Origin of the sequence: Bordetella saccharivorans (assembly GCF_045862855.1) — a bacterium.
Classification (GTDB): Bacteria; Pseudomonadota; Gammaproteobacteria; order Burkholderiales; family Burkholderiaceae_B; genus Bordetella_A; species Bordetella_A petrii_F.
Genome location: NZ_BAAFZO010000001.1, coordinates 5088456 through 5105764, shown reverse-complemented (window position 1 = coordinate 5105764; position 17309 = coordinate 5088456). Strand labels below are relative to the sequence as shown.

17 protein-coding genes are annotated in these 17309 nt (G+C 69.2%); 16 read left to right on the top strand and 1 reads right to left on the bottom strand.

Features of this window, described 5'->3' with window-relative positions; genetic code table 11:
* Positions 1-11: 11 nt before the first annotated feature.
* From ACKTT0_RS24505 to ACKTT0_RS24440, 14 genes are all read left to right on the top strand, one after another.
* Positions 12-980 (top strand): tripartite tricarboxylate transporter substrate binding protein, encoded by a 969-nt coding sequence (locus ACKTT0_RS24505; RefSeq protein WP_407852323.1) that lies wholly within the window; start codon positions 12-14, stop codon positions 978-980.
* 11 nt (positions 981-991) lie between these two features.
* Positions 992-2173, top strand: coding sequence for an acyl-CoA dehydrogenase family protein (locus ACKTT0_RS24500; RefSeq protein WP_407852322.1), 1182 nt, complete (start codon positions 992-994; stop codon positions 2171-2173).
* 5 nt (positions 2174-2178) lie between these two features.
* Positions 2179-3243, top strand: a complete 1065-nt coding sequence (locus ACKTT0_RS24495) for an acyl-CoA dehydrogenase family protein (RefSeq protein ID WP_407852321.1) — start codon at positions 2179-2181, stop codon at positions 3241-3243.
* A 44-nt stretch (positions 3244-3287) separates the two neighbouring features.
* Positions 3288-4064, top strand: a complete 777-nt coding sequence (locus ACKTT0_RS24490) for a class I SAM-dependent methyltransferase (RefSeq protein WP_407852320.1) — start codon at positions 3288-3290, stop codon at positions 4062-4064.
* Between the two features lie 116 nt (positions 4065-4180).
* Positions 4181-4960, top strand: coding sequence for a GntR family transcriptional regulator (locus ACKTT0_RS24485; RefSeq protein WP_407852319.1), 780 nt, complete (start codon positions 4181-4183; stop codon positions 4958-4960).
* Positions 4908-6209 (top strand): malonyl-CoA decarboxylase domain-containing protein, encoded by a 1302-nt coding sequence (locus ACKTT0_RS24480; protein WP_407852318.1) that lies wholly within the window; start codon positions 4908-4910, stop codon positions 6207-6209. The genes ACKTT0_RS24485 and ACKTT0_RS24480 overlap by 53 nt, the downstream gene beginning before the upstream one ends.
* Before the next feature lie 7 nt (positions 6210-6216).
* Positions 6217-7011, top strand: a complete 795-nt coding sequence (locus tag ACKTT0_RS24475) for an enoyl-CoA hydratase/isomerase family protein (protein WP_407852317.1) — start codon at positions 6217-6219, stop codon at positions 7009-7011.
* 5 nt (positions 7012-7016) lie between these two features.
* Positions 7017-8558 (top strand): malonate--CoA ligase, encoded by a 1542-nt coding sequence (locus ACKTT0_RS24470; protein ID WP_407852316.1) that lies wholly within the window; start codon positions 7017-7019, stop codon positions 8556-8558.
* A gap of 143 nt (positions 8559-8701) precedes the next feature.
* Positions 8702-9697, top strand: coding sequence for a TRAP transporter substrate-binding protein (locus ACKTT0_RS24465; RefSeq protein ID WP_407852315.1), 996 nt, complete (start codon positions 8702-8704; stop codon positions 9695-9697).
* A gap of 60 nt (positions 9698-9757) precedes the next feature.
* Positions 9758-10252: a TRAP transporter small permease subunit gene (locus ACKTT0_RS24460; protein WP_407852314.1), complete on the top strand. Its 495-nt coding sequence runs from the start codon at positions 9758-9760 to the stop codon at positions 10250-10252.
* On the top strand, positions 10249-11565 hold the full coding sequence (locus tag ACKTT0_RS24455) for a TRAP transporter large permease (protein WP_407852313.1): 1317 nt from the start codon (positions 10249-10251) through the stop codon (positions 11563-11565). Before ACKTT0_RS24460 ends, ACKTT0_RS24455 begins: the two co-directional genes overlap by 4 nt.
* 154 nt (positions 11566-11719) lie before the next feature.
* Entirely contained in the window at positions 11720-12694 is a 975-nt protein-coding gene (locus ACKTT0_RS24450; RefSeq protein ID WP_407852312.1) for an ABC transporter substrate-binding protein, read from the top strand.
* A 107-nt stretch (positions 12695-12801) separates the two neighbouring features.
* Positions 12802-13692: an ABC transporter permease gene (locus tag ACKTT0_RS24445; protein WP_407852311.1), complete on the top strand. Its 891-nt coding sequence runs from the start codon at positions 12802-12804 to the stop codon at positions 13690-13692.
* Positions 13693-13694: 2 nt separating this feature from the next.
* A complete protein-coding gene (locus tag ACKTT0_RS24440) occupies positions 13695-14489 on the top strand; it encodes an ABC transporter ATP-binding protein (RefSeq protein WP_407852310.1) in 795 nt (264 codons plus the stop codon).
* Positions 14490-14519: 30 nt separating this feature from the next.
* Here the strand turns inward: ACKTT0_RS24440 and ACKTT0_RS24435 are convergent, their stop codons facing one another.
* Positions 14520-15326 carry a TOBE domain-containing protein gene (locus tag ACKTT0_RS24435; protein ID WP_407852309.1) on the bottom strand — a complete coding sequence of 269 codons (807 nt, stop codon included), beginning with the start codon at positions 15324-15326 and terminating at the stop codon, positions 14520-14522.
* Between the two features lie 135 nt (positions 15327-15461).
* On the opposite strand from ACKTT0_RS24435, the gene ACKTT0_RS24430 reads away from it, so the two are divergent.
* Together ACKTT0_RS24430 and ACKTT0_RS24425 are read left to right on the top strand one after the other, a co-directional pair.
* The gene (locus tag ACKTT0_RS24430; protein ID WP_407852308.1) at positions 15462-16052 is read left to right on the top strand and encodes a DUF4136 domain-containing protein; all 591 of its coding nucleotides are present in this window, start codon (positions 15462-15464) and stop codon (positions 16050-16052) included.
* A complete protein-coding gene (locus ACKTT0_RS24425) occupies positions 16049-17233 on the top strand; it encodes a DUF3734 domain-containing protein (protein WP_407852307.1) in 1185 nt (394 codons plus the stop codon). Before ACKTT0_RS24430 ends, ACKTT0_RS24425 begins: the two co-directional genes overlap by 4 nt.
* Positions 17234-17309: the final 76 nt, after the last annotated feature.

Here is a 17309-nt window from a genome sequence, read left to right as displayed (position 1 = left end):
GAGGAGACCCCATGTTGAAAAAAATGCTGGCCGGCATCGCACTGGCCACGGCGGCCGCGGGCAACGCGGCCTGGGCGCAGGACAACTACCCGTCCCAGCCGGTGCGCATCGTCGTGCCGTTCTCGCCGGGCGGCGCCACCGACATCATGACGCGCCTGGTCGCCGACCACCTCGGCGCCGAACTGGGCCAGCCCGTGATCGTCGAGAACAAGCCCGGGGGCGGCACGCTGATCGCGTCCGACTACGTGGCGCGCGCCAAGCCCGACGGCTATACGTTGTTGATGGCGGCCTCGTCCCTGGGCATCGCGCCCAGCATTTATGCCAAGGTGAACTACGACCCGGTCAAGGACTTCGCGCCGGTCAGCCAGGTGGCATCGGTGGTGCACGTACTGGAAGTGCATCCCTCGGTGCCGGCCAAGACCGTGGGAGAGCTGATCGCCTACCTCAAGGCGAATCCCGGCAAGCTCAGCTACGGGTCGGTGGGCACGGGCAGCTCGACGCACCTGGAAGCGGAACTCTTCAAGCACATGGCCGGCGTGGAGATGGAGCACATCCCCTACAAGGGCAGTTCGCCGGCCCTGACCGACCTGGTGGCCGGCCGCCTGCAAGTCATGTTCGACGCCTGGGCCTCGTCCGGGCCCTTCGTCAAGGACGGCAAGCTGCGCGCGCTGGCCGTGACCACCGCGCAGGCCTCGGCCTCGGTGCCCGAGCTGCCCACCGTGGCGGCATCGGGCTTGCCGGGGTATTCGGCCATGCCGTGGCTGGGGCTGGTCGCGCCGGCGGGAACGCCCGCCCCCGCGATCGACAAGCTGTACCAGGCGGTGTCCCGGGTGCTGCGGCGCGACGATGTCAAGCGCAAGTTCGCCGACCTGGGCCTGGACATCATCGGCAGCGATCCCAAGACCTTTGCGGCGTTCATCCGGCAGGACATCGCCACCTGGGGCAAGGTGGCGCGCGATTCCAGCATCCGCCTGCAATGAGGCGCGCCGGCATGGAACTGGATGCGCTGCAGGACGACGCAGCTTTCCGCCAGGGCCTGCGCGACTGGCTGGCGGCGGCGTACGCCGGTTTCGTGGCCGGCTGGCCCGGCCGCGCCGACCCGGCCAGCCTGGATTTCCGCCAGGCCTGGGAAGACGCCCTATGCGCGGCGGGCTGGGCCGGGCTCGGCTGGCCGCGCGAGTATGGCGGCCGCGCGCTGCCGCTGCGCCGGCAGGCCATCTTCCACGAAGAGCATGCGCGCTGCGGCGCGCCGCTCGGCGTCAACCTGATCGGCCATGGCATCCTGGCGCCGACCCTGCTGCATTTCGGCACCGAGGAACAGAAGCGCCGGTTCCTGCCCGGCATCCTGTCCAACCGCGAAGTATGGTGCCAAGGTTATTCCGAGCCGGGCGCCGGGTCCGACCTGGCGGCGGTGCGCACGCGCGCCGAGCCCGCGGGCGACGGCTATGTGCTCAATGGCCACAAGATCTGGACCTCGTTCGCCGACCGCGCCCACTGGTGCTTCGTGCTGGCGCGCACCGATCCGCAGGCGCCGCGCCATCGCGGCCTGAGTTTCCTGCTGGTGGACATGCGCGACCCGGGCGTGCGGGTCGAGCCGATACGCCAGCTGACGGGCGAAGCCGAATTCTGCGAAGTGTTCTTCGAGAATGTGCGGGTGCCGGCCGAATGCCGGCTAGGCGAGGAAAACCAGGGCTGGAAAATCGCCATGGCGGCGGCCAGCTTCGAGCGCGGCACGTATTTCATTCCGCGGCTGGTGCGGTTCGCCCAGGAGCTGCAGCAGGTCCGCGCCCTGGCGCTGCGCGCCGACGCGGCCGGCAACTGCCCGGCCGATGATGTGGCGCTGCGGCGGCGCTGGGCGCGCCTCGCGGCCGACAGCCATGTGCTGGCCCTGAAATCGCAGCGTGCGCTGCAGGCCGCGCTGCGCGGCGACCCGCCCGGCCCGGAAGGGTCGTCGACCAAGGTCCATTGGAGCGAGGCGCATCAGCGCCTGCTCGGCCTGGCCATGGATATCCTGGGGCCGCGCGTCAGCCTGGCACAGGCCGGCGGCGACGCGCGGGATGCCGGCCTGCTGCGGACCTATCTCTGGTCGCGCGCCGAAACCATCCTGGCCGGCACTTCCGAGATTCAACGCAACATCATCGCGGAGCAGGTGCTGGGCCTGCCCAAAGGCTGACGCGCATGACGACCGACGCGCACGAAATCGAAAGCATGCTGGCGGATGCCGGCCGCCGCTTCCTGGACGAGCGCCATCCGCCCGCGCGGGCGCGCGACACCGACGCCGGATTGCGCGCGGCCCTGTGGGGCGAGCTGGCGGCCATGGGATGGCCGGCGCTGCTGTTGCCCGAAGCCGCCGGCGGCATGGGGCTGGGCCTGGCCGCGGCGTGGCCGCTGGCGGGCGAAGCGGGGCGTCATCTGCTGAGCGTGCCGCTGGCCGCCAACCTGGCGTGGCTGCCCGTGCTGCGCGCCGCCCGCCCCGAGGCGGCGGTGCTGGACGAATGGCTGGCCCCGGTGCTGGCGGGCCAGACCTACTACGCGCCGGCCACCGAGCAGGCGGACGGGACGCTGCTGGTGGAGTATGCCGCGGCGGGCGCGCAGGCGCTGGCGCTGCGCCGCCCGGCGCTCGACCGGATCGAAATCGAATGCCACGCAGTGGATGATGGAGAGATCGGCGCCGGCCTGGACCCCGCCATCGGCACGGTCCGCATCCGGGGCGGGACGCCGGTGCGCCGCGCCGCCCTGGCGCTCGACCAGGCCGGCTGGGCGCGGCTGTGCCAGGGCTACCGCCTGCTGCGCATCGCCGAGCTGCTGGGCGCGGCCGGCGCCGCGCTGGACGCGGCGGCCGCGCACGCGCGCGAGCGCCAGCAGTTCGGCCGGCCGATCGGCGCCAATCAGGCGATCAAGCACAAACTGGCCGACGACTGGATGGCGCTGGACGATGCCGGCCTGGCCGGCCGGGCGGCGGCGCAGGCGCTCGACCGGGACGCGCCGACCGGGGAGGCGGCGCACGCCTGCGCCGTGGCCGAGCTGCTGGCGGTCGAGGCCGGCCGGCGCGCGGCCGAGAACGCCATCCAGGTGCATGGCGCGCTGGGCATTGCGTGGGAATGCGATATGCACCTGTTCCTCAAGCGCGTGCTGCATATCGCCGGCATACTTGACAGCGGCCGCCGGCGCGGCGAACTGCTGGACCTGCTCTGGCGCGCCGACGGCGAGGATCCGGCCGCGCGCGCGTCCCTGGCGGCGTGAGCGCGGCGCGGGCGCAGACGGCGCGCGCTCGCTACAATCGCGCGATGCCCGCCCGTACCGCTCCCGCACTTGCCGACCAGCCCACGCTCTCCGAAGCCGACGGCATCCGTTACCTGCACTTCGGCACCGAATGGATCCAGGGCGCCATGCGCATCAAGGCGCCGGCCGAACTGGTGCTCGAGTACACCGCGCAGATGATGGCGTGGCTGCTGTTCCTCGAGCCGCCCCGGGAAGACGACGCGTCGATCGGCCTGCTGGGCCTGGGAGCGGGATCGCTGGCGCGCTTTTGCCTGAAACACACCCGCAGCCCGCTGGTGGCGGTGGAATGGAATCCGCAGGTAACGGCGGTATGCCAGATGTTCTTCCGGCTGCCGGCCACCGCGCGCCTGGCGGTGCGGCACCAGGATGCGGCGGCCTGGGTGGCCGACCCGCGCAATGCCGGGCGCTGCCCGGTGCTGATGGTCGACTTGTACGACGCCTCGGCGCGCGGGCCGGTGCGCGATTCCGTGGCGTTCTATCGCGATTGCCGGCGGGTGCTGGGCGAGGTCGGGGTGCTGTCGGTCAACCTGTTCGGCCGCCACGAGAGCTTCGGCCGCAATATCGACAACTTGCGCGCGGCGTTCGACGACCGCATCGTGTTGCTGCCCGAGATCGACGCCGGCAACCAGATCGTGCTGGCGTTCACCGGTCCGCCGCTGGCCATCACGCCGGCGCAACTGCTGGCGCGCGCCGAGGTGGTCGAAAGCCGCTATGGCCTGCCCGCGCGCCGCTGGGCGCGCTCCCTGGTGCGCCACGCCGTGGCGGGCGTGCTGCACTGCTGATCCTTTCCGCGTTTGCGGGATTGTCCGGATAGGGCGGGGGCTTTCGCGCGCGTCCGGCGCCGGGTATGATGAGCTTTCCATAATTATGAATTACAGGATGCCCGCGCGGGCCCGCCATGACCGCTCCCATCATCCGGCAAGCGCTGTACCTGGAGGTCGCCGACCGGCTGCGGGCCATGATCCGGGCGCGCAGCCTGGCCAGCGGCGAATGGATCGACGAGACTCGCCTGAGCGGCCTGCTGGGTATTTCCCGCACGCCGCTGCGCGAGGCGTTGAAGGTGCTGGCCACCGAAGGGCTGGTGCGGCTGGAGCCGCGCCGCGGCTGCTTCGTCAACGAGCTGTCCCTGCAAGACCTGGAAGACATCTTCCCGTTGATGGCCATGCTGGAAGGGCGCTGCGCGCACGAGGCCGCGCTCAAGGCCAGCGACGCCGACCTGGCCGCGCTCGAGCCGCTGCACCAGGCGCTGCGCGAGCACGCCGCGGCCGGCCGCGTCGACGCCTATTACGACACCAACTTCCTCATCCACGAGGCCGTGCAGGGCCTGGCCAACAATCGCTGGCTGTCCGACATGGTGGGCAACCTGCGCAAGGTGCTCAGCCTGTTCCGCCACAAGAGCCTGTCCGTGCCCGGGCGCATCAATGAATCGTGCGCCGAGCACCTGGCCATTTTTGCCGCGCTCAAGGCGCGCGATCCCGAGGCGGCCGAGGCGCTGGCGCGCAAGCACCTGTTGCGCCAGCTCGATGCGCTGCGCCTGCTGGCGCGCCAGGACGCCGATTCCGAACCCCAGGCCGCCGCCGCCGCGCCGGCCTTGCTTTCCTCACCCGCAACACAGGAGGCCGCCCATGCCCGCCCTAGATCCCAGTCCGCTCGCTCGCGGCGCACGGCCGCAGGATAGCGATTCCGCCGCGCTCGAAGATGCCGGCGGCACGGAAAGCAATGGCCTGATGGCCCGCCTGGGCCGCCTGTGGGACCGCGGGCGGCTGCCGGGCGCCGCCGAGATCGCGCCGCTGTTCCAGGCGCGCCTGACCGACGTGGCCGCCAACAAGCTGGCGCGCAGCTGGTGCGCCGCCTACACCGCGGCGGAAGGCAAGCGGCGGCGCGAGTTGCTGAGCGGGCTGGCGCAGGTGGGCGCCGGCCTGGAACCGCGCGGCGACCACGGCGCCAAGCTGTTCAAGCGCTTCAACGCCTTGCCGGACGGCCTGCGCTTCCTGGTGGCGCTGCGCGCCGACATGCTGCGCTGGCGCAAGCAGGTGGCCGGCCTGCAGGCGCTCGACAAGGACCTCGAAACACTGCTGTCGGCCTGGTTCGACGTCGGCCTGCTGGAACTGCGGCCCCTGACCTGGGACTCGCCCGCCTCGCTGCTGGAAAAGCTGATCATCTACGAGGCCGTGCACGAGATCCGTTCATGGGACGACCTGCGCCACCGGGTGGCGCCCGATCGCCGCTGCTATGCGTACTTCCACCCGCAGATGCCCGACGTGCCGCTGATCTTCGTCGAAGTGGCGTTCGCCGCGCAGATGGCCGACAACGTGCAATCCCTGCTGGACACCGCCGCCCCGCCGCAGGACCTGGACAAGGCGCGCTGGGCCATTTTCTATTCCATCTCGAATACCCAGCCCGGCCTGCGCGGCATCAGCTTCGGCAACTTCCTGCTCAAGCGCGTCATCGAGCGCCTGCTTGAAGAACTGCCCAAGCTGCGCTCGTTCGCTACTTTGTCGCCGATCCCGGGTTTTGTCGATTGGCTGTCGCGCCAGAGCGCCCAGGAAGTGGAGGCCATCGTGCGCGACAAGGATCGCGCCCGCGCCGGCGCGCCCGACGGCGCCCGCTGGGTCGCCCGGCTGGCCAAGGCGGCCGCCGGCAAGTCGTCCGAAGTAGTGCAGCGCGCCGGCCTGCGGCTGGCCGCGCACTACCTGCTCGCCATGAAGAACGGCCAGCCGCTGGACCCGGTGGCGCGCTTCCACCTGGGCAACGGCGCCCGCGTCGAGCGGCTGAACTGGGCTGCCGATACGTCGGCCAAGGGCCTGGGCCAGTCGTGCGGCATGATGGTCAATTACCTCTATGACCTGGACGACCTGGACGACAACCTGGTGCGGCTGGGCGAGGGCAAGCCGCGCACCAGCCGCGGCATTGCCCGCATCGGGTAGGCCGGCCATGCCTGCCACGCCGACTGCCGGGCGGGTGCTGCTGGCGCGCGAAGGCCCGCTGGCCTGGGTCACGTTGTCGCATCCGGGCCGTTTGAACGCCATCACCGTGGCCATGTGGGGCGAATTGCGCGCGGTGTTCGAAGCGCTCGCGGCCGACGCCGGCGTGCGCTGCGTGATCGTGCGCGGCGCCGACAGCCAGTTCGCCGCCGGCGCGGACATCCGCGAGTTCCCGGCAGTGCGCGGCACGCCGGAGCAAGTGCGGCATTATCACCAGCACATCCTGGCGCCGGCGCTGGCCGCCGTGGCCGAATGCCCGCATCCGGTGGTGGCGCAGATCGACGGCGTATGCGTCGGCGGCGGACTGGAGATCGCCTGCCAGTGCGACCTGCGCATCGCGGGCGCCTCGGCGCGCTTCGGCGTGCCGATCAACCGGCTCGGCTTTCCCATGGCGCCCGATGAAATGCGCGGGCTGCTGGCGCTGGCCGGCCGGGCCGCGACCCTGGCGATCCTGCTCGAGGGCCGCGTGTTCGGCGCCGACGAAGCGCTGGCGCTGGGCCTGCTGACCCGCGTGGTGCCCGACACGGAGGTGGCCGGGCAGGCGCGCGCCAGCGCCGACCGCATCATGCGCGGCGCACCGCTGGCCGCGCGCATCAACAAGCGCCAGGCGCGCCGCCTGCTGCAGGGCGCGCCGCTGGACGAAGCCGATTATCAGGATTTCTTTGCCTATGCCGGCAGCCGCGACCACAGCGAAGGCGTCGACGCCTTCCTGGCGGGCCGCCCGCCGGTGTTTACTGGAGACTAAAAAAGGTGAGCAACGCCAATCTGTACACCGTGCTGGAAAGCGGCTTCCCGGCCGACCGCAGCCAGGTTGCCCTGGAAACGCCCGAGCTGTGCTACACGTGGGACGACATCGACCATGCCAGCGCCTGCCTGGCCAATCTGCTGGCCTCGCTCGGCCTGCCCGAGGGCGCGCGCGTGGCCGTGCAGGTCGAGAAGTCGCCTGAGGCGCTGCTGCTGTACCTGGCCACGCTGCGCGCCGGGTACGTCTACCTGCCGCTGAACACCGCCTACCGCGAGGCCGAGGTCGAGTACTTCCTGGGCGATGCCGAGCCGGCCGTGGTGGTGTGCGCCGGCAAGAACCTGGAATGGATGCGGCGCGCCGCCGCCAAGGCCGGCACCGCGCACGTGTATACCTTGAATGAGGACCGCACCGGCAGCCTGCTGCAGGCGGCCGGCGGCCTGAGCCAGTCGTTCGCCACGGCGCCGCGCCGCGCGGACGATCTGGCCGCCATCCTGTACACCTCCGGTACCACGGGCCGCAGCAAGGGCGCCATGCTGTCGCACGGCAACCTGGCCTCCAACGCCCGCGTGTTGCATCGCTACTGGGGCTGGCGCGCCGACGACGTGCTGCTGCACATGCTGCCGATCTTCCACGTGCATGGCCTGTTCGTGGCCTCGCATGGCGCGCTGCTGGCCGGCGCGCGCATGATCTGGCTGCCCAGGCTGGACGTGGACCAGGCGCTGTGCTACCTGCCGCGCTGCACCGTCATGATGGGCGTGCCGACCTATTACGTGAGGCTGCTGGCCGACCCGCGCTTCACGCGCGCGGCCTGCGCCGGCATGCGGCTGTTCATTTCCGGATCGGCGCCGCTCCTGATGGAAACCTTCAACGAGTTCCGCGAGCGCACCGGCCACACCATTCTCGAACGCTATGGCATGAGCGAGACCGTCATGCTCACCTCGAACCCGTACGACCCCGCCGACGGCGAACGGCTGGGCGGCACGGTGGGCAAGGCGCTGCCCGGCGTGCAAGTGCGCGTGGTGGACGACGACGGCGCCGCCCTGGGGGCCGGCGAGATCGGCAACGTGCAAGTGCGCGGGCCCAATGTGTTCGCGGGCTACTGGCGCATGCCGGAAAAGACGCGCGAGGAGTTCACCGCCGACGGCTGGTTCCGCACCGGCGATGTCGGCCGCTGGGGCGGCGAATCGGGCGGGCGCGGCGTGCCGGACGACTACCTGTCCATCGTCGGGCGCAGCAAGGACCTGATCATCTCGGGCGGCTACAACGTCTACCCGAAGGAAATCGAGCTCATCATCGACGAGATGCCGGGCGTGTCGGAGTCGGCCGTGATCGGCGTGCCGCATCCGGATTTCGGCGAGGCGGTGGTGGCCGTGATCGTGCCGCGTCCGGGCGCCGCCGTCGACACGGCCGCCATGCAGGCCGAGCTGAAGGCGCGCATCGCCAATTTCAAGGTGCCCAAGCAGATCCACCTGATCGACCAACTGCCGCGCAACACCATGGGCAAGGTGCAGAAGAACGTGCTGCGCACCGAATACGCCGGGCGCTAGCCGCGTCCCTTTTCCTTTCGACGACCAGGAGAACCGCACGATTTCATACTTCCACCCATAAGGCGCCGGCCAGGCGGCCGGCGCCAGTCCGCAACTGCAGTTCCTTCACGACAGAAATATCCCAATAACGACGGAGACAACGCATGAAGAACGCAATTCGCATGGCCACTCTCGCGGTGGCCCTGGCCGCCGCGGGGACGGCCGCGGCGCAGGACATCACCCTGCGCGCCTCGCACCAGTTTCCCGGCGGGCAAGGCGACCCGCGCGACGAGATGGTGCAGATCATCGCGCGCGAGGTGGCGGCCGCCAATGTCGGCCTGAAGATCCAGGTATTTCCCGGCTCGTCGCTGTACAAGGCCACCGAGCAATGGGGCGCGCTGACGCGCGGCCAGCTCGACATGTCGGCCTTTCCGCTGGACTATGCCTCGGGCCGGGTGCCGCAGTTCTCGGCCACGCTGATGCCCGGCCTGGTGCGCAACTTCGATCATGCGCTGCGCCTGAACAAGTCGGAGTTCATGAAAGAGATCCACGCGCTGACCGAGAAGAACAACGTGATCGTCATCGCCGATGCCTGGCTGGCCGGCGGCTTCGCTTCCAAGAAGGGCTGCATCACCTCGCCTGACTCCATCAAGGGGCAGGTCATCCGCGCGGCCGGCCCGGCATTCGAGCAGATGCTGGCGGCGGCCGGGGCCTCGATCGCCTCGATGCCGTCCTCCGAGGTCTACACCGGCATGCAGACCGGCGTACTGGACGCGGCCAACACCTCGAACGACAGTTTCGTCTCGTACCGGCTGTACGAGCAGGCCAAGTGCCTGACGGCGCCCGGCGAGAACGCCCTGTGGTTCATGTACGAGCCGGTGGTCATGTCCAAGCGCGTGTACGACAAGCTCAAGCCCGAGCAGCAGCAGGCCATCATGGCGGCGGCCAAGAAGGCGGAGGAATATTTCACGGCCGAGGCGCGCAAGGGCGAGCAGAAGATGATCGATGCGTTCACCAAGGCCGGCGTCCAGGTCGTCACCATGAGCAAGGCCGATTTCGATGCCTGGATGGAGGTCGCCAAGAAGTCTTCCTACAAGAACTTCGCCGACAAGGTCAAGGGCGGCGACGAGTTGCTGCAGAAGGCGCTGGCGGTGCAATAGCGCGCGCGGCAGGGCGGGGCATGCGCCCTGCCCTGGATCAGTCCATGTAGAGGGGAAATCATGCTTCGAGGTTTTGTTGCCGCGACTGAACGGTTGTCGCGCGCCGCGGGGGTGCTGGCCGCGATCCTGCTGGTGGTGGCCATGGTGGTGGTCTGCCAGATGATATTCATGCGCTATGTGTTCCGCGCCCCCACCAGCTGGCAGACGGAAGTGGTGGTGTTCTCCGCCACGGCGGCGATCTTCATTGGCGCGCCCTATGTGCTGTTGACGCGCGGCCACGTGGGCGTCGAAGTGATCGAGCTGTTATTGCGCGACAACGCGCTGCGGCGTTTGCGTCTCGTCGCCGCGCTGCTGGGCCTGGCGTTCTGCCTCATCATGGCCGTGGCCAGCGGAATTTATTGGTATGCGGCGTGGGACGGCGGCTGGACCACCCCCACCATCGATGCCATCTCGTTGTGGATCCCGCTGGCGCCCATGGTGCTGGGATTCGTCCTGCTCAGCCTGCAGTACGTGGTCGAGATCATCAAGATCCAATCGCCGGGAGAATACGCATGAGTCCGACCTGGGCCGCCATTACGATTATCAGCGCGCTGTTCATCTTTCTGGGCACCGGCATGCCCATCGCCTTCGCGCTGGGGCTGGCCGCCGTGGGCGGCCTGTTCCTCGACATGGGGCCGTCGGTGATCGAAGTGATCGCCGAGACCATGTTCGCCGGCATCGCCAACCTGGCCTACGTGTCGATCCCCATGTTCGTGCTGATGGGCGCCATCGTGGCCGGCACGCCGGCCGGCGGCGATCTCTACAAGGCGCTGGACCGCTGGCTGTACAAGGTGCCCGGCGGGCTGGTGCTGTCCAACATCGGCGCCTGCGCCATCTTCGCCGGCATGACCGGCTCCAGCCCGGCCACGTGCGCGGCCATTGGCAAGATGGGCATCCCGGAAATGATGAACCGCGGCTACCCCGCGTCCGTCGCCACCGGTTCCATTGCCGCCGGCGGCACGCTGGGCATTCTGATCCCGCCCTCGGTCACCATGATCGTCTATGGCATCTCGACCCAGACCTCGATCGGCCGGCTGTTCCTGGCCGGGGTGCTGCCCGGGCTGATGCTCACCGGCATGTTCATGGCCTGGGCGCTGCTGGACGCGCGTCGCAAGGGCTTCAGCTTCGACGCGGGCAAGGTCGTCTACTCGCTGCGCGACAAGCTGGCCACGCTGCCGCGCGTATTGCCCCTGCTGCTGATCGTGGTCGGCCTGCTGTTCGTGCTGTACGGCGGCGTGGCGACGCCTTCCGAGGCCGCCGGCGCGGGCGCCATGCTCACGCTGCTGGTGGTGGCGGTGGTGTATCGCCTGGCGCGCATGAAGACCTATACCGGCATCTTCGGTTCGGCCATGCGCGAGAGCGTGATGATCATGATGATCATGGCGTCCGCCGAATTGTTCGCTTTTGCGCTGTCGTCGCTGTTCATCACCCAGTCGGTGGCACAGGCCATCGCCGCGCTGGAGGTCAATCGATGGGTGCTGATGGGCATGATCAACGTGTTCCTGCTGGTCGCGGGCATGTTTTTGCCGCCGGTGGCGGTGATCGTCATGGCCGCGCCCTTGCTGTTCCCCATCGTGGTGCAGGCGGGTTTCGACCCCTACTGGTTTGCGGTGGTGCTGACCATCAACATGGAAATCGGCCTGATCACGCCGCCGATCGGCCTGAACCTGTTCGTGCTGAACTCGATCGCGCCGCAGGTTCCCACCAAGGAGGTCTTGTGGGGGTCGCTGCCCTATGTGCTGGTGATGCTGGCAGGCATCGTGGTCCTGTGCATCTTCCCGGAAATCGTCACCTGGCTGCCCGAGCGCATCATGGGGCCTGCGGCCTAGCACGAGGGATGCACCATTTTAGGGATTTCCCGCGCCGCAAAGCCCCGCGCGACACGTTAGACTTAGCGGTTTCACGGTCGGGCAGGCCGGCGGGAAGCCGCCGGTACCGGCGTGAATAATAATCAAACACCAGAAGGTGCAAGGAGTTGACCCTATGCTGATCGGAAAAAAACATTTTCTGACGGTGGGCGCAGTGGCGGCGGCGCTGGCTATCCAGGCCGCTCCTGTTGCGGCGCAACAAAAATCGGTGGCCGTGACCGCCATCGTTGAACATCCGGCGCTCGACGCCGTGCGCGACGGCGTGCAGGACGCCCTCAAGCAGGCCGGCTACGAGCCCGGCAAGAACCTCAAGTGGCAATACCAGAGCGCCCAGGGCAATACCGGCACGGCCGCGCAGATCGCCCGCAAGTTCGTGGGCGACCGCCCGGACGCCATCGTCGCCATCGCCACCCCCTCCGCGCAGTCCGTCGTGGCGGCCACCAAGGACGTGCCGGTGGTGTATTCCGCCGTCACCGACCCGGTCGCGGCGCAACTGGTGCCCAGCATGGAAGCGTCCGGCACCAACGTCACCGGCGTGTCCGACCTGCTGGCGCTCGACAAGCAGATCGAACTCATCAAGAAGGTCGTGCCCGGCGCCAAGCGCGTCGGCATGGTGTACAACCCGGGCGAGGCCAACTCGGTGGTGGTGGTCAAGCAGCTGCAGGAATTGCTGCCCAAGGCCGGCATGACCCTGGTCGAGGCCGCCGCGCCCCGCACGGTCGACGTGGCCTCGGCCGCGCGCAGCCTGATCGGCAAGGTGGATGTCATCTACACCAACACCGACAACAACGTGGTGTCGGCGTATGAGTCGCTGGTCAAGGTCGGCAACGACGCCAAGATCCCGCTGGTGGCCTCCGACACCGACAGCGTCAAGCGCGGCGCCATCGCCGCCCTGGGCATCGACTACCGCGACCTGGGCGTGCAGACCGGCAAGATCGTGGTGCGCATCCTGAAGGGCGAGAAGCCCGGCGCCATCCCGTCCGAGACCAGCTCCAACCTGCAGCTGTTCGTCAACCCGGGCGCTGCCGCCAAGCAGGGCGTGACCCTGTCCGAGGCGCTGCTGAAGTCGGCCGCCGAAGTCATCAAGTAACGCGGCGCGCGCCGGCCCCGCGGGGCCGGCGGCGCCGGCTTCCCCACCGAACACACCCAAGGCAGCGCCGGCCGGGTTCACAAGACGCGGCCAGCCAGACTCGATTCATGTCCCTGTTCTCCTTGCTTGGCGCCCTGGAAATCGGCCTGATTTTCAGCCTGGTGGCGCTGGGCGTCTTCATATCCTTTCGCCTGCTGCGCTTTCCCGACCTGACCGTTGACGGCAGCTTCCCATTGGGCGGCGCCGTGGCGGCCACGCTCATCGCCGGCGGCGTCGATCCGTTCTCCGCCACCATCGCGGCCACGGCGGCCGGCGCGGTGGCGGGCCTGATCACCGGCTGGCTCAACGTGCGACTGCGCATCATGGACCTGCTGGCCAGCATCCTGATGATGATCGCGCTGTACTCGGTCAACCTGCGCATCATGGGCAAGCCCAATGTGCCGCTGATCACCGAGCCCACCGTATTTACCATCCTGCAGCCCGAATGGCTCAGCGACTACGTCGCGCGTCCGCTCATCCTGGTGGGCGTGGTGATCGTGGTCAAGCTGCTGCTGGACTGGTTCCTGGCCACCCAGACCGGCCTGGCCATGCGCGCCACCGGCTCCAACGGCCGCATGGCGCGCTCGCAGGGCGTCAACACGGGCGGCATGATCCTGGCCGGCATGGCCCTGTCGAACGCGCTGGTCGGCCTGGCGGGCGCGCTGTTCGCCCAGACGCAGGGCGGCTCCGATATCTCCATGGGCATCGGCACCATCGTCATCGGCCTGGCCGCCGTCATCGTCGGCGAAAGCATCCTGCCGTCGCGCAAGCTGGTGCTGGCCACGCTGGCGGTGATCCTGGGCGCGATCGTCTATCGCTTTTTCATCGCGCTGGCGCTCAACAGCGAATTCATCGGCCTGAAGGCCCAGGACCTGAACCTGGTCACCGCCGTCCTGGTCACCATCGCCCTGGTCATTCCCATGGCCAAGCGCCGCCTGATCGGCAAGAAAGGAGCCTGAGCATGCTGCGCGCACAAGACCTGAAGATCACTTTCAACGCCGGCACCCCCATCGAGACGCGGGCGCTGCGCGGCCTGTCGCTGGAGATCCCCAGCGGCCAGTTCGTCACCGTCATCGGCTCCAACGGAGCCGGCAAATCGACCTTCCTCAATGCCGTTTCGGGCGACCTGCCGGTTGACGAGGGGCGCATCGAGATCGACGGCGCCGACGTCACCCGCAAGCCGGTCTGGGAACGCTCGGGGCGCGTGGCGCGGGTCTTCCAGGACCCGATGGCGGGCACCTGCGAAGACCTCACCATCGAGGAAAACATGGCCCTGGCCCAGTTGCGCGGCACGCGGCGCGGCTTTGGTCGCGCCGTCAAGGCGTCCATGCGGGAAGGTTTCCGCGAGCGCCTGGCCACCCTGGGCCTGGGTCTCGAGAACCGCCTGACCGACCGTATCGGCCTGTTGTCGGGCGGCCAGCGGCAGGCGGTCAGCCTGCTGATGGCCGCGCTGCAGCCGTCGCGCATCCTGCTGCTCGACGAGCACACCGCGGCGCTGGACCCGCGCACCGCCGACTTCGTCCTGCAGCTGACCGCGCGCATCGTGGCCGAAAGCAAGCTGACCACCATGATGGTCACGCACAGCATGCGCCAGGCGCTCGACGTCGGCGACCGCACCGTGATGCTGCACCAGGGCCAGGTGGTGCTGGATGTGTCCGGCGACCAGCGCAAGGGCATGGACGTGCCGGACCTGCTCGCCATGTTCGAGCGGGTGCGGGGCGAAAAATTGTCCGACGACGCCCTGCTGCTGGGATGACGGGCCGGGCGCCGCCCTGGCCCGGCCAGTTCAGGCCACCACGCCCAGGATCACGCTGGCGGCATTGAACACCGCCAGCGCCGCCGCGCCCGGCGCCAGTTTCAAGGTTTCGGCGCTGTCCTGGGTGATGATGGCAACCAGGGTGCCGCCGCCGGGCAAGTCCAGGATGACTTCGCTGTTGACCGCGCCCGGGCGCACGGCGGCGACGGTGGCGGGCAACTGGTTGCGCGCCGACAGCTTCAGGCCGTCGCCGGGCAGGGCGATCATCACCGACGGCGCCTTGATCAGCGCGATGGCCTCGGCGCCGACCGCCAGCGCCAGCTCGGCGGTGCTTTCGTGGGTGATCGTGGCGACGATTTCGTGGCCGCCGGCAATGCGCAGCACGATTTCATCGTTGACCGCGCCAGGGTGGATGGCGCTGACGGTGCCCAGCAGCTTGTTGCGGGCGCTGGTCTTGAGCATGATGCGCCTCATCAGGTTCAAATCGCCGGCGGCGTCCAGGCCGGCCTGGGCCAGGTGGGCCATGACGCGCCGGTGCTCGGTTTCCAGCGCCTGGAAGGTGGCCACCAGCCTGCGGGCGCGCTCGGTCAGCCGCGCGCCGCCGCCGCCCTTGCCGCCGGTGGCGCGCAGCACCAGCGGCTCGCCCGCCAGGTTGTTCATGGTGTCGATGGCATCCCAGGCGCCCTTGTAGCTCATGCCCACCGCGCGCGCGGCCGCGCTGATCGAGCCGGTGGCGTCGATCTGCAGCAGCAGGTCGATGCGGTTCTTGCCGCCCCAGGTCTGGGCGCCCGCGCGCAGCCAGATCGAGCCGTCGAGTTCCAGGGGGGTATGGGTCATGGCGCCGGAAAGGAAAGCAGGGCATAGTGTAGCGGTCGCCCGCGGGCCCGCAAGATGCAAATGAGATCGTATTGCAAGTTCGCAGCCTTCGCGGCATGATGCCTGCGCGATCAGCCCCATCCTGCGGAGACCACCATGAAAAAAAGCACCGCGTTATTTCCCGCCCTGGCCGTCGCCGGCCTGCTGTCGGCCTGCGCCTCCGGCCCCACCGTGCGCAGCGACTACGACCACGGCGCCGACTTCGGCCGCTACCGCAGTTTTGGTTTCATGTCGCCGCTGGGCACCGACAAGGCCGGCTACAGCACGCTGCTGACCGAACGCCTGAAGTCCGCCACCCGCGCGCAGATGGAAATGCGCGGCTACACCTACGCGGAACAGTCGCCCGACCTGCTGGTCAACTTCAACGCCAAATTGCAGCAGAAGACCGAAGTCACGCCGGCGCCGCCGGGCCCGTACTATGGCTACCGGGCCGGCTTCTACGGCGGCTGGCCCGGCTACGGCTGGGGCAGCGATGTCTACCAGTACACCGAAGGCACCCTCAACATCGACCTGGTCGACGCCCGGCGCAAGCAACTGGTCTGGGAAGGCGTGAGCGTGGGCGTCATCGACGACCCGGCCACGGCCGCGTCCGCGCAGCACGTCGACGCCAGCGTGGCGCAGGTGTTCGCCCGCTATCCGTTCCGCGCCGGCAGCGCCGCGCCGCAGCAGCCCGCGCCGGCCAAATGACCGGCAAGGCCACCTCCCGGCGCCGCCCGGCGGCGCCGGCCTACGATACCGTGGCGCTGGTGCTGCAGGGCGGCGGGGCGCTGGGTTCGTACCAGGCGGGGGTCTACCAGGGGCTGCACGAGGCCGGCATCCGGCCCAACTGGCTCGCCGGCATTTCCATCGGCGCCATCAACGCCGCCATCATCGCCGGTTCGCCGCCCGACGAGCGGGTCGAGCGCCTGCGCGGCTTCTGGGAAAGCATCTGCCGGCCGACCGGGTTTTCGGCGCTGCCCTGGGGCGACGCGCTGGCCGGCATGTTCCAGGGCATTCCGTTCGGCTTCGGCTCGCCGGCCATGAACGGCCAGCTCGCCGCCTTCCAGGCTCTCATGTCGGGCCAGCCGGGTTTCTTCAAGCCGCGCTATCCTCCGCCATACTGGCTGCACGGGGGCGGGCCGGCCGCCACCAGCTTCTACGACACGACGCCGCTGGCCGATACGCTGCGCCGCTACGTCGATTTCGATCTCCTCAACAAGGGCGGGGTGCGCGCCAGCTTCGGGGCGGTCAACGTGCGCACCGGCAACTTTGCCTATTTCGACAGTACGCGCACCGAACTGCGGGCCGAGCACATCATGGCCTCGGGGGCCCTGCCGCCGGGCTTCCCGGCCGTGGAGATCGATGGCGACTACTACTGGGACGGCGGCGTGGTCTCGAACACGCCGCTGGCGCACGTGCTGTCGGTCCATCCCATGGCCGACACGCTGGCGTTCCAGGTCGACCTCTGGCCGGCGCGCGGGCCGCTGCCCACCAACCTCGAAGAAGTGGCCGAGCGCCAGAAAGACATCCAGTATTCCAGCCGCACCCGCACGGTGACCAACAATTTCCAGCGGGTGCTCAAGCTGCGCCGCAGCCTGCAGCGCCTGCTCGAGCGCCTGCCCGAACACGAACGCAACAGCGCCGCGCTGGCCGACATCCGCGAGCAGGCCTGCACGCCGGCGGTCAACGTGATCAACCTCATCTACGAGGCCAAGCACTACGAGCGCAACTCGAAAGACTACGAATTCGGCACCGAGGCCATGCGCGAGCACTGGCAGAGCGGCCTGTCCGACATCCAGCGCACCTTGTCCGACCCGCGCGTGCTCGAGCGGCCGCCGGCCGACCAGAGCTTCGTCGCGCACGACGTCCACCGGCCCGGGCACGGCTGAGGCGGGGGCCCAGCGGCCCGGGCGCGGCCGCGCATCGGAACAGTCCTATTTTCGTGGTTGCGCTTGCGGCAATCCG

Bases quoted from the DNA above. Each gene is read 5' to 3' on its own strand.
- ACKTT0_RS24495 (WP_407852321.1), top strand. From the start codon at position 2,179: ATGACGACCGACGCGCACGAAATCGAAAGCATGCTGGCGGATGCCGGC.
- ACKTT0_RS24460 (WP_407852314.1), top strand. From the start codon at position 9,758: ATGCTTCGAGGTTTTGTTGCCGCGACTGAACGGTTGTCGCGCGCCGCG.
- ACKTT0_RS24450 (WP_407852312.1), top strand. From the start codon at position 11,720: ATGCTGATCGGAAAAAAACATTTTCTGACGGTGGGCGCAGTGGCGGCG.
- ACKTT0_RS24455 (WP_407852313.1), top strand. From the start codon at position 10,249: ATGAGTCCGACCTGGGCCGCCATTACGATTATCAGCGCGCTGTTCATC.
- ACKTT0_RS24480 (WP_407852318.1), top strand. From the start codon at position 4,908: ATGCCCGCCCTAGATCCCAGTCCGCTCGCTCGCGGCGCACGGCCGCAG.
- ACKTT0_RS24505 (WP_407852323.1), top strand. From the start codon at position 12: ATGTTGAAAAAAATGCTGGCCGGCATCGCACTGGCCACGGCGGCCGCG.
- ACKTT0_RS24500 (WP_407852322.1), top strand. From the start codon at position 992: ATGGAACTGGATGCGCTGCAGGACGACGCAGCTTTCCGCCAGGGCCTG.
- ACKTT0_RS24445 (WP_407852311.1), top strand. From the start codon at position 12,802: ATGTCCCTGTTCTCCTTGCTTGGCGCCCTGGAAATCGGCCTGATTTTC.
- ACKTT0_RS24440 (WP_407852310.1), top strand. From the start codon at position 13,695: ATGCTGCGCGCACAAGACCTGAAGATCACTTTCAACGCCGGCACCCCC.
- ACKTT0_RS24485 (WP_407852319.1), top strand. From the start codon at position 4,181: ATGACCGCTCCCATCATCCGGCAAGCGCTGTACCTGGAGGTCGCCGAC.
- ACKTT0_RS24425 (WP_407852307.1), top strand. From the start codon at position 16,049: ATGACCGGCAAGGCCACCTCCCGGCGCCGCCCGGCGGCGCCGGCCTAC.
- ACKTT0_RS24475 (WP_407852317.1), top strand. From the start codon at position 6,217: ATGCCTGCCACGCCGACTGCCGGGCGGGTGCTGCTGGCGCGCGAAGGC.
- ACKTT0_RS24430 (WP_407852308.1), top strand. From the start codon at position 15,462: ATGAAAAAAAGCACCGCGTTATTTCCCGCCCTGGCCGTCGCCGGCCTG.
- ACKTT0_RS24465 (WP_407852315.1), top strand. From the start codon at position 8,702: ATGAAGAACGCAATTCGCATGGCCACTCTCGCGGTGGCCCTGGCCGCC.
- ACKTT0_RS24435 (WP_407852309.1), bottom strand. From the start codon at position 15,326: ATGACCCATACCCCCCTGGAACTCGACGGCTCGATCTGGCTGCGCGCG.
- ACKTT0_RS24490 (WP_407852320.1), top strand. From the start codon at position 3,288: ATGCCCGCCCGTACCGCTCCCGCACTTGCCGACCAGCCCACGCTCTCC.